General features: G+C 46.2%; 14 protein-coding genes. 7 read left to right on the top strand and 7 right to left on the bottom strand.

From position 1 onward, the window contains the following. The first annotated feature begins 3 nt into the window (after positions 1 to 3). From waaO to LA337_22880, 3 genes are all read left to right on the top strand, one after another. Positions 4 to 1,014, top strand: coding sequence for a lipopolysaccharide 3-alpha-galactosyltransferase (gene waaO, locus LA337_22890; protein ID UBI15961.1), 1,011 nt, complete (start codon positions 4 to 6; stop codon positions 1,012 to 1,014). 90 nt (positions 1,015 to 1,104) lie between these two features. Next, on the top strand, positions 1,105 to 2,118 hold the full coding sequence (locus LA337_22885) for a glycosyltransferase family 8 protein (GenBank protein UBI15960.1): 1,014 nt from the start codon (positions 1,105 to 1,107) through the stop codon (positions 2,116 to 2,118). Positions 2,119 to 2,129: 11 nt separating this feature from the next. After that, positions 2,130 to 3,272 carry a lipopolysaccharide N-acetylglucosaminyltransferase gene (locus LA337_22880; protein UBI15959.1) on the top strand — a complete coding sequence of 381 codons (1,143 nt, stop codon included), beginning with the start codon at positions 2,130 to 2,132 and terminating at the stop codon, positions 3,270 to 3,272. A 36-nt stretch (positions 3,273 to 3,308) separates the two neighbouring features. On the opposite strand, the gene rfaL is transcribed toward LA337_22880, so the two are convergent. Genes rfaL through rfaD form a run of 4 tightly spaced genes read right to left on the bottom strand, consistent with a single transcriptional unit; the run spans position 3,309 to position 7,504 of the window. Next, positions 3,309 to 4,517, bottom strand: coding sequence for an O-antigen ligase RfaL (rfaL, locus tag LA337_22875; GenBank protein ID UBI18539.1), 1,209 nt, complete (start codon positions 4,515 to 4,517; stop codon positions 3,309 to 3,311). Beyond that, entirely contained in the window at positions 4,517 to 5,509 is a 993-nt protein-coding gene (gene rfaC / locus LA337_22870; protein ID UBI15958.1) for a lipopolysaccharide heptosyltransferase RfaC, read from the bottom strand. Before rfaC ends, rfaL begins: the two co-directional genes overlap by 1 nt. Positions 5,510 to 5,512: 3 nt before the next feature. Further along, positions 5,513 to 6,559, bottom strand: a complete 1,047-nt coding sequence (rfaF, locus tag LA337_22865; protein ID UBI15957.1) for an ADP-heptose--LPS heptosyltransferase RfaF — start codon at positions 6,557 to 6,559, stop codon at positions 5,513 to 5,515. Positions 6,560 to 6,571: 12 nt separating this feature from the next. Beyond that, the gene (rfaD, locus tag LA337_22860; protein ID UBI15956.1) at positions 6,572 to 7,504 is read right to left on the bottom strand and encodes an ADP-glyceromanno-heptose 6-epimerase; all 933 of its coding nucleotides are present in this window, start codon (positions 7,502 to 7,504) and stop codon (positions 6,572 to 6,574) included. Positions 7,505 to 7,782: 278 nt separating this feature from the next. Here rfaD and yibB point away from each other — a divergent pair, with 278 nt between their 5' ends. From yibB to tdh, 3 genes are all read left to right on the top strand, one after another. Next, positions 7,783 to 8,640, top strand: a complete 858-nt coding sequence (gene yibB / locus LA337_22855) for a protein YibB (GenBank protein ID UBI18538.1) — start codon at positions 7,783 to 7,785, stop codon at positions 8,638 to 8,640. Between the two features lie 279 nt (positions 8,641 to 8,919). Continuing rightward, on the top strand, positions 8,920 to 10,116 hold the full coding sequence (gene kbl / locus LA337_22850; GenBank protein UBI15955.1) for a glycine C-acetyltransferase: 1,197 nt from the start codon (positions 8,920 to 8,922) through the stop codon (positions 10,114 to 10,116). A gap of 9 nt (positions 10,117 to 10,125) precedes the next feature. Further along, a complete protein-coding gene (gene tdh, locus LA337_22845) occupies positions 10,126 to 11,151 on the top strand; it encodes an L-threonine 3-dehydrogenase (GenBank protein ID UBI15954.1) in 1,026 nt (341 codons plus the stop codon). A 67-nt stretch (positions 11,152 to 11,218) separates the two neighbouring features. On the opposite strand, the gene rfaY is transcribed toward tdh, so the two are convergent. Then, positions 11,219 to 11,905, bottom strand: coding sequence for a lipopolysaccharide core heptose(II) kinase RfaY (gene rfaY, locus LA337_22840; GenBank protein UBI15953.1), 687 nt, complete (start codon positions 11,903 to 11,905; stop codon positions 11,219 to 11,221). A 244-nt stretch (positions 11,906 to 12,149) separates the two neighbouring features. On the opposite strand from rfaY, the gene LA337_22835 reads away from it, so the two are divergent. Further along, a complete protein-coding gene (locus LA337_22835; protein UBI15952.1) occupies positions 12,150 to 13,184 on the top strand; it encodes a glycosyltransferase in 1,035 nt (344 codons plus the stop codon). Here the strand turns inward: LA337_22835 and LA337_22830 are convergent. After that, the gene (locus tag LA337_22830; GenBank protein ID UBI15951.1) at positions 13,171 to 14,142 is read right to left on the bottom strand and encodes a divergent polysaccharide deacetylase family protein; all 972 of its coding nucleotides are present in this window, start codon (positions 14,140 to 14,142) and stop codon (positions 13,171 to 13,173) included. The two genes, LA337_22835 and LA337_22830, sit on opposite strands and share 14 nt — an antisense overlap. Positions 14,143 to 14,145: 3 nt before the next feature. Then, on the bottom strand, positions 14,146 to 15,429 hold the full coding sequence (envC, locus tag LA337_22825) for a murein hydrolase activator EnvC (GenBank protein ID UBI15950.1): 1,284 nt from the start codon (positions 15,427 to 15,429) through the stop codon (positions 14,146 to 14,148). Positions 15,430 to 15,432: the final 3 nt, after the last annotated feature.

Genomic DNA, 15,432 nt, shown 5'->3' with positions numbered 1-15,432 from the left:
CAAATGTCTCAATTTAGTGATAAAGAAGTTATCCTTTCTGTTTTTGAGTACGATTTTCGGGAAAATACTTCTGCAGAGTGTTTTAATATCGGTTATGGTATTGACAGGAATTTTTTATTTGGCTGCGGCGTTTCAATAGCCTCTATATTATTGTCGAATAAAAAAATCGATTTCACATTTCATATATTTACTGATTATTTCGATGAGAGTGATAAAGCCAGATTCTCCGATCTGGCTAAACAATATCAATCCTGTATCAAAGTCTACCTAATTGATTGCAATAAATTAAAAGACTTACCTAGTACCAAAAATTGGACTTATGCAACATACTTCCGTTTTGTTATTGCAGATTATTTCTATAATAAGGTAGATAAATTATTATACCTTGATGCTGATATTGCTTGCCAGGGTTGTGTACGAGAACTGGTCGATTATAAGTTTTCCGCAGATGAGATCGCTGTCGTTGTAACGGAAAGAGATTCCGAATGGTGGCATAATCGTTCTGTAACTCTGGCCACCCCAGAATTAACTGCCGGATACTTTAATGCTGGATTCTTACTTATCAATATCAACGCATGGCACAGTAATAATATCTCTTCCCGAGCCATCGAAATGTTGCGTATTCCAGAATGGGTGGAAAGAATAACTCATCTTGATCAAGATGTCCTTAATGTGTTGTTAGCCGGAAAAGTAACTTTTATCAATGGTAAATACAATACTCGCTTTAGCATTAATTATGAACTGAAAGATAAAGTAGTCAACCCTGTTAATAATGAAACTGTCTTCATTCATTATGTAGGACCGACTAAACCCTGGCATGAGTGGTCCAACTATCCGGTATCGAAGAGTTTTTTAGTTGCGAAAGAGGCCTCGCCCTGGCATTCAGTCGCGCTTCTCAAACCGACCAATAGTAACCAATTCAGATATTGTGCAAAGCATAAATTTAAACAAGGGTTATACGTTCAGGGACTGTATAGCTACTTTAATTATTATCTGACTAAGTTGAAAGGTTAACTGCTGGTTAAGTGCATTACTAAAATCATCCATAACTATGCAGAACTTGGCCGCTGAAAAATATAGCTGAAATAATTAAAGGTAATTAAATTGGACTTCAAAAGGTTAACTAACTTCAAAGATATCATTGAGTTAGACAGACGTGTTACTCCATGTGATGATCGTGACACTTTTAATATTTCATGGGGGATCGATAAAAATTACCAAACTGGTGCGGCAATCTCTATTGCATCTATCCTTGAAAATAATAAAGAGAGTAATATTAATTTTACCTTTCATATTATTGCGGATTATTTAGACCAAGATTATATTGCACTTTTGACACAGTTAGCAGAACAGTATAAAACAGTTATTAAGCTATATCATATTGATTCTGAACCGTTGGTGTCACTGCCTAAAACAAATATATGGCCAGTGTCAATATACTATCGCTTGCTTTCATTTGATTACTTTTCTGAACGATTAGATCGACTGCTATATCTAGATGCTGATATTACGTGTAAAGGCTCTTTAGAGGATCTTGCCGCTCTGAAATTTGATGGGGAATATGGTGCGGTCGTAGTAGATGTTGATTCCATGCAGGCTAATAGCGCAGAACGTTTACATAACCCTGAGTTTAAAGGCAACTACTTTAACTCGGGGGTCATGTATATAAACTTGCAACAATGGCTTAACTCTAGTTTGACGAAGAGATTTTTTGAACTATTATCAGATGAAAATATAGTTTCTAGAGTAAAATATCCTGATCAAGATATTTTAAATATTATGTTTTTGCATCATGCGGTATTATTACCGAGAAAATTTAACTCAATTTACTCATTGAAGTCTGAGTTTGAAATTAAAAATAAAAATCATTATAAATCAGTGATTAATGAAGAGACAGTATTTATTCATTATACTGGTGTAACAAAACCATGGCACGAGTGGGCTGACTATTCCTCAGCACAGTTTTTCCGCACAGTATATGAGAAGTCACCATGGAAGAATCAGCCTTATCAAGTTGCAAAACAAAAACATGAATATAGAGAAAAATATAAGCATCTTCTTTATCAAAAAAAAATAATTCCAGGCCTGATCGCAGCAATTAAATATAAGACAATGTGAAGGTGATCTTTATGATTGATAAAATCATATTTACTGTAACCCCTATTTATTCTATTCCACCACGTGGTGCCGCAGCAGTTGAGACCTGGATGTATCAGGTTGCACAGAGAACTCAATTCCCTAATCGTATTGTCTGCATAAAGAATGAAGGATATTCTGATTATTCTTACGTAAACGAACGATGCAGTATTCATCGCATTGGATTTAGTCCGTTATATAAGCGTATTTTCCAAAAGTGGACCCGACTGGATCCGGTACCTTATTCAAAGCGCATACTGAAAGTTGCTGAAAAGTTTGAGATAACCGATCAAAGTGTGATTGTTGTCCATAACAGTATGAAGCTATATCGACAAATTCGTTCGCGAGCTCCTCAGGCAAGAGTTGTGATTCATATGCATAATGCTTTTGAACCTAAGTTGCTCGATCAAAAAGTTAAGATGATCGTACCAAGTTTGTTTTTGAAGAATTATTATCAATCTTATCTTCCTGAAGCTGATATTGTTATTGTACCTAATGGTATTGACCTGGATATCTATCAATCGTCCTATGAATCCATATCAAAGAGTAAATTAAATATTTCCCCAGAAAGCAAGGTGGTATTTTTTGCTGGACGCATAGTACCTGATAAAGGTGTTCTCTTGCTTCTGCAGGCTTTTGAAAAGCTGCAACATGAAAACAAAAATCTGAAGCTTGTGGTCGTTGGTGATCACATGGAAGTAAGTAAGAATGATAAAGGTGATTATCAGCGCGAAGTGCGGGAGATAGCCGAGCGTCTCAAGCCACATTGCATTATGTTGGGTAGTATCTCTCCCGAGAAAATGCACTATTACTATCCACTGGCAGACATAGTAGTGATTCCTTCGCAGTTTCAGGAGCCATTTTGTATGGTGGCAATTGAGGCTATGGGAGCCGGGAGGCCTGTATTAGTCAGCACTCGAGGCGGCATGATTGAGTTTGTTAAAGATAAGATTACAGGCTATCACTTAACAGAGCCGATGACTGCAGACACTATTGCTGAGGATATCACCAGGGTCATGCTGGAAAGTGATTTACCGGATACGGCCCAACGAGGGCAGCAATACGTCTTTAAAAACTATAGCTGGTCTGCTGTTACGCAACGTTTTGAAGAGGTTATTTGTAACTGGTTCGAGTGATAAAAAGGCTACATATAGTAGCCTTTTTTTAATGATTTATTTATTCTTCAGGGCTAACAGGAACCCAGCAAAAATACCCAACAGATCTAATTCAATCTGCTCAACGTTGCCTCGAATAATAAAATAACCGACAAATGAAAGTAAAATTATCATATAAGCATTGTATGGGGAGTGATAATTCTCCCTAAATGCATGTGTGACGCACTCTCTCACAACGCTTGTGTACACCAGTATTAAACCCAGAATTCCAAGCAACCCTGTACCAAACCAGACAAAGAGAATAAGGTTGTGTGGCCCAATTGACTCACGGAATGTCCAGTTTGGATAATCAACAACACGCTTGTTGTACACTATCTTATAAGCATTGTTACCAAAGCCATAGCCTATAACCGGGTTTTCAAGGATTAGGTCAAACGCACTTCCTTGGGTACCATTAGTATAGCGGTATGAGCTGTCAGTTTGCTGTAATTTAACTGTCAGGTTTTCTGACATATCTTTGTGTGAAAAAATAGCTGTCAGAGCAACAATGGCGACGAGTACTCCAACAAGACACAATCGCCATTGTTTATAAATAACTATCCATGTAAGAGCGATGATAAATACCGATAACCAAGCGCCACGGGACAATGTTCCGAGAATTAGAAAGGTATAAATTGCCCCTAGCGTCAGGAATAATATACGGTATTTTGCTGATTTAAGTAACCAGAGATTCAGAAGCGCGGGAAATAAAAATACCATTGCGTCTGAAATTCCGCGATGTTGATAATTAGTAAAAGGCATGATTCCTTGCTGATAGTCCTGATAATAAAGGACAAGTTCTGAAAGGCATCGCAAACTAAGAGCTGTAAGGAACGAGAAGAATATCAACTTCGAAATGGTTTCTTTGCTTTCTTCTCTTAATAATACAGGGATCGCAATGGTGCATAATAAAACATTTTCAACAACAGAGTTGTTTATCTCTTTCAGGCTGGCTTTTAGTTCAGGAGTGAACATTAAAGAGACGAAAGTAGCGATTACAAGAAATAATACACTTGAAAAAATAAATGTTTTAAAAGTTGAAATGTAATGACGAGGATTCTTGCATAAATAGACTATCGTAGTGATTGTCATCAGTATGACAATCAAATGTTTATAACGTGTAATATCACCTAAGAAATAGGTGGCGATAAAAAGAAATACAAGTCCTCTATTCCAGTTTACCTTCCAGTTTTTTTTCTCATTTAAAAAAAACTTTGTTAGAGCCATCATTTCTCCGACACCGGCAGACAATTATTCAAAAATTCACAATTAATTGATCTAAATACGGTCGAAGAATGCAAGTCTGAAAGGTTTTCACTTCCTGAGCGACATACCACTTGATTCTTCCCATACCCACCAATCAATCCTGGGTCCGTTGGACCGTACAACGTAATATTAGGGCGATCCAGCGCAGCGGTTAAATGGCTCAGGCCTGTATCAACCGACACCACAAATTTTGCCCCCGCCAATACGCGAGCGACCTCTTCAAGAGTCATCCGTGGAAGAACATCAACATAAGAAAAACCATCCGCCAGCCTAAGGGCCCGTGCTTCTTCATGGGGAGCACCCCAGGGCAGTTTAATACGTATGCCAGCGTTATTTAACAGGCCAATTAGCTCCCGCCAGTTGGCTTCTGGCCAGTGTTTATCATCACGCGTCGTGGCATGCAGAAATACGGCATACTGTCCTGTGTCAGCATTACGTTCTTTCAGAAAATGCTGAGCGATAGCGTAATCACCCTGCGACTGCGGTTTAGCATTTCCCAGACTTTTGGCGAACAGCTCACGCGTACGTTCTACCGCATGCTGCTGCCGGGCAATGTGATGTTTGCGATTATAAAACAGGCTAGCCAAGGGTTCGCGTGCCGTGCTCCAGTCCATACCATGCTTGATGCCACGCGCCAGACGCGTAACCAACGCTGCGCTTTTAACCAAACCCTGCGCATCAATTATCGCGTCATACTGGCGTAAACGCACCGCATCGCGAAAGGCTTTACGCTCGGCTTTAATCGGCGCTGAAAACCAGGCTTTACGCCAACGACGAATCGCCACTGGGATCACGCGGTCAACGGCCGCATGCCAGGATGGGATCTGCGCGAAGCCCTCTTCCACTACCCAATCAAATTGAATATCCGGCATGACCTGCTGCGCGTCAGTTAATGCAGGTAACGTATGCAGTACATCGCCCATAGACGATGTTTTAACGATCAGTACCCGCATCCGTCAGGCTTCCTCTTGTAACAACAGGTCGTTGAGCTCTTCCAGTACGCGCTGGGGGGTAATGTCAATCAGGCTCTGATGATAGCCTTCTGCCGCATCGCCCTTGCGTACTTTGTGATAACCCGTAATCAGGCGAATCACGCGCGCCTTGTGTGAAAGAGGCGGAGTGAAATCCGGGCTGCTGGGGCCGTATAATGCGACCAATGGGCGGTTTAGCGCGGCGGCAACGTGCATTAATCCAGAGTCGTTGGTGACCACCGCTTTGCAGGCTGCGAGAAGGATGACGGCCTGCTCCAGCTGTGTTTCCCCCGCCAGATTACGGCACCATGCCTGCTGTTCAACGCTCAGCGTCGCCAGGATCTCATTTCCGGCCTCATGGTCTTTTGCCGAGCCAAACAGCACAATCTGATGGCCCTCATCGATCAATTGCTTTGCCAGTTCTGCGTAGTGGTAATGTGGCCATCGTTTTGCAGGGCCAAATTCCGCGCCAGGGCAAAAGCCGATGATGGGGCGTTCGGCAGAGAGGGAAAACTGACTACAGGTCAGTGATTTCTCGCCTTCGCTGACCTGCAACTGCGGCCATAGCAGAGGCTGCGGCAAATCTTTGGCCGTCAGCATCACACCTTTATCATAAGCCAGGGCCACATAGCGCTCGACCATCAACGGCCATGCGTCTTTATCCAGCACGCGCGCATCGTTTAGCAGACCGTAGCGCATTTCGCCACGCCAACCGGTACGATGGGGAATGCCAGCAAAGAACGGCACCAGAGCTGATTTAAACGAGTTAGGCAGCACATAGGCGCGGTCATAGCGCTTTTCACGCAGGCTGTGACCGAGTTTACGGCGTTCGCCGATCTCCAGCGCGCCATGACCCAGCGGCATGGCAATGGCTTCGTTGACTTCAGGCATGCGCGACAGCAGCGGACGGCACCACGCAGGTGCCATCACGTCGATTATCGCCTGGGGATAGCGCGCCTTAAGCGTGCGATAGAGACTTTGCGACATCATCATGTCGCCCACCCAGGACGGGCCCACCACCAGAATCCTCATTGATTGCCTGCCTTACGCGTCGCGGTTCAGCCAGGCCATATATTCCGTGACGCCTTCGGCGACGGTTTTAAACGGCTTGTCATAGCCCGCTGCGCGCAGGTTAGTCAGATCGGCCTGAGTAAATGCCTGGTAGCGACCTTTCAGTTTTTCCGGGAATGGGATGTACTCAATGCTGCCTTTGTTGTGATACGCAAGCGTAGCATCGGCAACGGCCTGGAAAGATTCCGCACGACCGGTACCGAGGTTAAAGATGCCGGAAACCCCGTTTTCCAGGAACCACAGGTTTACCGCAGCCACATCGCCAACGTAAACGAAATCACGTTTGAAGTTTTCACTGCCTTCGAACAGTTTTGGTGTTTCGCCATTGTTGAGCTGGGTATTGAGGTGGAAAGCGACGCTCGCCATGCTGCCTTTATGGCCTTCACGTGGTCCGTAGACGTTGAAATAGCGGAAGCCAACAATCTGAGAGTTCGCTTCTGGCAGGATCTGACGAACGTACTCGTCGAACAGGAATTTTGAGTAACCGTAGACGTTCAGCGGCTTCTCATATTCACGGGATTCGATGAAATCAGAAGTGCGGCCGCCATAAGTGGCGGCAGAAGACGCGTACAGGAACGGGATTTCACGCTCCAGGCAGTAGTGCAGCAGCTCTTTGGAGTATTGATAGTTGTTATCCATCATATACTTGCCGTCCCACTCGGTGGTGGAAGAGCATGCGCCTTCGTGGAAAATCGCTTCGATATCGCCGAAATCTTCCCCGGCCATAATCTGGATCAGGAAGTCTTCCTTGTCCATGTAGTCAGCAATATTCAGATCCACCAGGTTAACAAACTTGGTGCCGTCTTTCAGGTTGTCCACCACCAGGATGTCGGTGATGCCTTTATCATTCAGGGACTTAACGATGTTGCTGCCGATAAAGCCCGCGCCGCCGGTAACGATGATCATAAATGTAACCTTCGAATTATGGAGTCAGAGACAATCTCAGACACTAATGTTTGTAATCATACCATCACATCGGCATCCCTTCAGCCTCTTAAGTAAGATGGCGAGTCGGCAGACGGTCTATAAACACTGGCATAAGAATGCTTATTTAATGGTTATTATCTGTATTGAATTATTCTTAAATGTATTGCGGTTTTTTAATAACCACCCATGTATATTATATGTACAAAAACAAAAGCTATGTGATATAATATTTTTTTTATTAATGGTTTGATATGGCTATGAAATCATCTACCACTATTGTTACAGCATATTTTGATATCGGTAGGGGGGAGTGGACTGTTAATAAAGGCTTCCGTGAAAAACTATCCCGATCTTCTGATGTCTATTTTGATTACTTCAAGCGGTTAGCCGCTTTAGAAAACGATATGGTTATTTTTACTTCGCCTGAGTTTGAAGCCAGAATTGCGGAAATACGCAAAGGTAAGCCCACAAAAATTATAGCTATAGATTTAGATAATAAATTTAAACATATTAAAAATAAAATTAGACAAATCCAGCAGGATGATGCCTTTAAGAGTAAGTTAGAAACTCGACAGCTTGGTAACCCTGAATACTGGTCTCCAGAATATGTGTTGATCACTAATTTAAAAGCATATTTTGTAGCTAAAGCTATTAATTTAGGCTTAGTTAATACTCCGATGGTTGCGTGGATCGACTTCGGGTATTGTCGTAAACCTCAGGTCACTGGCGGTTTAAAGATATGGGATTTCCCATTTGATCGTAATAAAATGCATCTCTTTACGATTAAAAAAGGCTTGGTTGTATCATCAATAAAGCAAGTGTTTGACTTTATGATTGGGAATCATATTTATATTATCGGTGGCGCTATTGTTGGCTCTCAGGAAAAATGGAAAGAGTTTTATTTATTAGTCACTGAATGCCAAAAAGAGACCCTCAGAAATAATATTGTTGATGATGATCAGGGTATTTTTGTTATGTGTTATTACAAGCGCCCTGAGCTATTAATGCTTAATTACCTTGGTCGTGGCAAATGGTTCGATCTGTTCCGTGTTTATCGGCGAACCGCGTTAGGTGCAAAACTCCAGGCACTACGAATTTTTCTGACCCGAAAGTAGTGGTTCGCATGGGATCTAAGGGTTACCTGAGCAGATAGAATGCTGTGAAGGCATTCTACTGTTATTGCTGCTGTTTTTTCACCTCAATCAATAAAGCTCTTCTAAATCAAGTGGTTGTGAATTATCCCTCCTAATAAAGATACACGGCAGCATCACTGATTAGCCATGTGGATATACGTGATTTATGCTTCATTTTGAAGAAGTAGTGATGCGTCATCTCGTATCAACGTATAGCTTTGGGTAATATGTGCTGAAATTTGCCCAGTCTGGAGAATTGAAATGCGTGGGGATTTTTACAAACAGTTAACCAACGATCTCGACACCGCACGTGCGGAAGGATTGTTTAAAGAAGAGCGCATTATTACGTCTGCCCAGCAGGCGGATATCACCGTGGCGGACGGAAGCCACGTTATTAACTTTTGTGCGAACAACTATCTGGGGCTGGCTAACCACCCGGAGCTGATTGCAGCGGCAAAAGCGGGCATGGATTCTCACGGATTTGGTATGGCTTCGGTCCGCTTTATTTGCGGTACCCAGGACAGCCATAAGCAACTGGAGCAAAAACTGGCGGCATTCCTCGGTATGGAAGATGCCATCCTTTACTCTTCCTGCTTTGACGCCAACGGCGGCCTGTTCGAAACACTGCTGGGTGCAGAAGATGCGATTATTTCAGATGCGCTAAACCACGCGTCTATCATTGACGGCGTTCGCTTGTGTAAAGCAAAGCGTTTCCGTTACGCCAACAACGACATGGTCGAGCTGGAAGCGCGCCTGAAAGAAGCGCGTGAAGCGGGCGCCCGTCATATTCTGATCGCCACCGATGGCGTGTTCTCTATGGATGGCGTTATCGCTAACCTGAAAGGCGTTTGTGACCTGGCGGATAAATACGACGCGCTGGTCATGGTTGATGATTCTCATGCGGTCGGCTTTGTCGGCGAAAACGGTCGTGGCTCCCATGAATACTGTGATGTGATGGGCCGTGTGGACATCATCACCGGTACGCTGGGTAAAGCACTCGGTGGCGCATCCGGCGGTTACACCGCAGCGCGCAAAGAGGTTGTTGAGTGGCTGCGTCAGCGTTCCCGTCCGTACCTGTTCTCCAACTCACTGGCTCCGGCGATTGTTGCAGCCTCCATTAAAGTGCTGGAGATGGTCGAGGCTGGCAACGAGCTGCGCGATCGCCTGTGGGCGAACGCACGTCAGTTCCGTGAGCAAATGTCTGCCGCAGGCTTTACGTTAGCGGGTGCGGATCACGCGATTATCCCGGTCATGTTGGGTGATGCGGTTGTAGCGCAGGCGTTCGCCCGTGAACTGCAAAAAGAGGGGATTTACGTTACCGGATTCTTCTATCCGGTGGTTCCAAAAGGCCAGGCGCGTATTCGTACCCAGATGTCTGCGGCGCATACCCCTGAGCAGATCACGCGTGCTGTTGAGGCGTTCACACGCATTGGTAAACAACTGGGCGTTATTGCCTGAGGATGTGAAATGAAAGCGTTATCCAAACTGAAAGCGGAAGAGGGCATTTGGATGACCGACGTTCCTGAACCGGAAGTCGGCCATAACGATTTGCTGATTAAAATCCGTAAAACAGCCATCTGCGGGACTGACGTTCACATTTATAACTGGGATGAATGGTCGCAAAAAACCATCCCGGTACCGATGGTCGTTGGGCATGAATATGTCGGCGAAGTTGTTGGCATCGGCCAGGAAGTTAAAGGCTTTAAAATCGGCGATCGCGTTTCAGGCGAAGGTCATATCACCTGCGGGCATTGCCGTAACTGCCGCGGTGGGCGTACTCACCTGTGCCGCAATACGACCGGTGTCGGCGTAAATCGTCCTGGCTGCTTTGCAGAGTACCTGGTGATCCCGGCATTTAACGCGTTTAAAATTCCGGACAACATCTCCGACGACCTGGCGTCTATTTTCGATCCGTTCGGTAATGCGGTGCACACGGCGCTGTCGTTTGATCTGGTTGGGGAAGATGTGCTGGTTTCCGGCGCGGGTCCAATCGGAATTATGGCGGCGGCGGTCGCGAAGCACGTTGGCGCACGCCACGTGGTGATTACCGATGTTAATGAGTATCGCCTTGAGTTGGCGCGTAAAATGGGCATCACTCGCGCGGTCAACGTCTCGAAAGAGAATCTGACTGACGTGATGGCTGAACTGGGTATGACCGAAGGGTTTGATGTAGGTCTGGAGATGTCCGGTGCGCCGCCAGCGTTTCGCGCCATGCTGGACACTATGAACCACGGTGGGCGCATTGCTATGCTGGGTATTCCGCCATCTGACATGTCAATCGACTGGACGAAAGTTATCTTTAAGGGGCTGTTTATTAAAGGTATCTACGGTCGTGAGATGTTTGAGACCTGGTACAAAATGGCTGCACTGATTCAGTCTGGTCTGGATTTGTCGCCAATAATCACCCATCGATTCTCCATCGATGAATTCCAGCAGGGCTTTGACGCGATGCGTTCAGGCCAGTCAGGGAAAGTGATCCTGAGTTGGGATTGAAGGCTCGATTTGTATTAAATGTTACCAACGGCCAGATTATTTGATCTGGCCGTATACATAATAAATGCTATTTACCACGAAGCTTTCTGGATAAAGATCTTGTCGCTTCTTTGAGGCAGATGAGCTTATACACTAACCCTTTCCCTTTGATTTTAATATTATATTTTCGCTGCAACGCTAAAATGTCATTAGCCTGACAAATCTTCATGTTTCCCTTACAAGATAAGTCGATAATTCTTAATTCACCGCCTGGCGTACGAATGAAGTTTCCTGGGTGGATATCATTAGATGCCAACCCGGCTTTGTGAAGGCGCAGAACGCACTGCTTCACTTCATCGGCATTCTTAGGGCTAATTTCTTTTAAAGGAGTACCTTCAATATATTCATGAATAATATAAACATCATGACACTGACGAAGGCGCACTTTCTCTGCAGCGTAGTAGAGATCGGCTGTACAGGCGCGCATTTCCGGGGAGAGCTTGTCCAGCTTCTTGATGAGCCTGGAATAGAAGGGACCGGAGATAAAATTCTGCATTTTTTTCTCGAATCGAGGATCAACTTCACGGTCGTTTTTGATGATAAATTTTTGTGAGTTGTACTCGACCAGTTCCACGCTGCGCATAGCGTTACCACTGCTCAACGGTTTGCCACTGATTTCTTTATTTATATACTTACTCATCAGTGACTTAAGGTCTATATTGGTCTCTTTACAATAGACCGTATAACCTTTTTCATGTGTCTTACTGATGGCCATCACTTTCCTCAATATCAGTGTACATAATGCGTTAATTTATAGCGATATAGTATACAGGTTGCGCCCCTCAATATGTAGACGATCTGAGCTTTCACTGCCCGCTGAACTCAGGTTTCGCATAGCATTTTCTCATACTGGCTGCTTTCGCCGCGCCGCTTCTGGCGATAAATCGTTCCAGGCTTAATAATTCCTTAATGAAACTGTAGTAAAAGTCATCAGTGTACTAACAAACCAGGGTTAGCTGATGAGAAACAGCACAAATATGTTGAGTGTTATTATTCCGTTGTATAACGCGGGTGATAGTTTTCGGGATTGCATGGAATCTTTGATCGCACAGACATGGAGTGCGATAGAGATCATTATTGTCGATGATGGCTCAACGGATAACTCTGTTGATATTGCAAGACAGTATGCTGATAACTATCCCCATGTTCGGTTGTTGCATCAGGCTAACGCTGGGGCATCTGTTGCGCGTAATCGTGGTCTGGCAGCGGCCAGAGGGGATTATGTTGCATTTGTCGATGCTGATGACCTGGTTTATCCCAATATGTATGAAACCCTGATGACCATGGCACTTCAGGATGACCTGGATCTGGCGCAGTGCAATTCTGACTGGTGCATTTTCGAAACGGGGGACACCTGGCAATCAATACCGACGGACCGTTTGCGGTCTACGGGTGTATTGACCGGCCCTGACTGGTTACGTATGGCATTGGCTTCACGCCGTTGGACACATGTGGTCTGGATGGGGGTTTACCGCAGGGATGTTATCGAGAAAAATAAGATATCGTTTGTTCCTGGGTTGCATCATCAGGATATTGTATGGACGACGGAGTTTATGTTTAACGCCAAACGTGTACGATATACCGAACAATCTTTATATAAATACTTCTTACATGATCAATCAGTTAGCCGTCTTAAAAGACAAGGCTTAAAAAATCTCAATTACCAACGACACTATATTAAAATTACACGGTTATTGGATAAGTTGAATCGTGAATATGCTGGACGGATTACTCTTTATCCGGAATTTCATCAGCAAATAACCTATGAAGCTTTGCGCGTTTGTCACGCAGTACGCAAAGAACCGGATGTTCATATTCGTCAGCGTATGATTGCAGAGATTTTTGTCTCGGGTATGTATAAACGCATGATTACTAATGTACGCAGCGCCAAAGTTATGTACCAGGCGCTGCTATGGTCATTCCGTCTCTGGAAATGGCGAGATAAAACATCGTCGCCTTCTCGTATTACACGTAAAACGCTTAATCTACGTTAGCGTTCATAGTGCCGGGAGAGGATGTATTTCCCCAGCCCTGCCACTGCAGCTTCATGTACTGCACCAGCGTGCTTTGGGTGATGCTTTCACCGAGCACGCTGAAGAAGCGGCTGGCGTAAACCGGCTCTAACGGCTGTTTCGGTTTGCATAATTTCACCCCGCGGAAAGGATTACGCGGTGCGTCAGGCGTACCGTTTTTTGGCGGAGTGAGGTTTGGTCTGGACGTATCCACCTGTGGTTCATTGAGCAGGCTGCTTGGGCGAACCAGCGTGATGTCGGCTGGCAGGCTATAAAGCATCTGCTGCAGGACGCGAACCGTAGACGGGTGAGGGTGGCCAATGGCAATTGCCGAGCCGTTGCGACGCGCAAGTTCGACGGCACGATTAAACTGACGGCGAATATCGGCTTCGTTTTGCGTGTCGTCCAGGAAGACTTTGCGTTTGATGACCTTCACACCGGTTCCTGATGCTGCGCGCATGGCCTGACTGTTGCCGATGGTCATGCTGTCAAGGAAGTAGAGATCGTATCGTTCCAGCGCCTGCATCACCTTCTGCATGCCAAACAGGCTGGAGGTCATCGCGCTGCCCATATGGTTGTTCAGACCGACCGCATTCGGTACTTTGCTTACCGCATCGCGAATAATTCGCTCAATCTCTTCGCTGCTCATTTCCGGGCGTAAAGTGTCTTTCTCTAACGGCTGTTTGCTCAGTGGCGCCATCGGTAGATGGATCAGGACTTCATGCCCGCTGCTATGGGCCTTGGTTGCCATTTCCCGCGCATGCGGAGCATTAGGCAAAACGGCAACGGAGATGGTGGAAGGCATCGCCAGTACCTGATTTTCAGTGTGTGGACGATAGCCGAAATCATCAATGACGATGGCGAGTTTGCCAGCAAAAACAGGTGTTGCGAAGGCCAGCAGGCTGGCGAGAGAGAGTAATAGACGACGAAATTGAGGCAAAACTTATCTTCCCAACCACGGCTGTGGATTGACCGCCTGACCCTGGCGACGAATTTCGAAATAGAGCGCCGGTCTGCCCTGACCGCCGCTGCTACCCACAAGTGCAATAGGCTGCCCGGCGCGAACCTGCGTACCGACGCTGACCAGTGCGCTCTGGTTATAACCGTACAGGCTCATATCGCCTTTACCGTGCTCAACGACGACGACCAGGCCATAGCCCTGTAGCCAGTCCGCCAGAATGACGCGACCATCGGCAATGGCTTTAACTTCGGTGCCTTCGGATGCGCCAATAACCATCCCCTTCCAACGTAGCTCACCCTGCAGCTGTTCGCCATAACGATGTAACGTTGGACCACGAACGGGCCAGAATGCCTGGCCACGTGGTGAACCCAAACCGCCGGTACGCGACATCAGTGATTTTTCACTTTCGGTTGGCTTATAGGTTGAGCCTTTCCGTGAGGCATCCTGTTGCTTATCGCGTACGGCCTGCGCCTCGCGGGCTTCACGTTCCGCGCGTGCTTTGGCTGCGGCTTCGGCGCGAGCAATGCTGTTACGCAGGCGCGATTCGTTGGCGCGCATTTCGCCCAATTGCTGTTGACCCTGTTGAATCGATGACTCCAGACCCGAGAGCGTCTTCTGGCGTTCATTACGCGCCTGCTCCAGCTTAGCCTGCTGAGCACGCTGCTCGTACAACAGAGTCTGCTGTTCGCTCTGCTTATCTTCCAGCTCGGCTTTTTGCGAGTCGACCTCTTCGCGGGTTTGTTTCAACTGCGCGATAGTTTCCTGTCGCGCCTGGTTCAGATAGCCGAAATAGGCCTGCAGGCGTTGCCCACGCTGGCTTTCTTCACCGCTAAGAATGAGCTGAATGCCGGTATGTTCGCCCTGGCGAAATGCAGCGTCGAGTTGGGCTGCCAGGCTGCGTTCTTGCGCGGCCCGCTGTTTTTCCAGCTTCGCAAGGGCGGCATTCATCTCTGCGATTTGCGCGTTCAACTGCGCCAGTGAGTTTTGCGTTTCGCGCAGTTGCCTGGCGGCAACGGCAATGGCCTGTTCCTGCGCTTTAAGCTGAGCGAGTAGGGTGGCGCGTTGTTGTTGCTGTTGGCGTACCGCGCGTTCTTTTGCCGCGATATCGGCCTGAATAGATTTGAGCTGGTCACGTTCGTCCGCGTGGGCGGAAAAGGCGCACAGCAATACGCCAGCGCTAAGCGCGCTGGCGTAGAACAAGGGCCTGACTGAAAGCTTGCGCAGCTTCACGGCCCGAGTGATGGTATTAATCGCCTTTCCCCTCATGGG

Source organism: Citrobacter europaeus (assembly GCA_020099315.1).
In the GTDB taxonomy this organism is placed as follows: Bacteria; Pseudomonadota; Gammaproteobacteria; order Enterobacterales; family Enterobacteriaceae; genus Citrobacter; species Citrobacter europaeus.
This window is presented reverse-complemented; position numbering and strand designations above follow the sequence as displayed.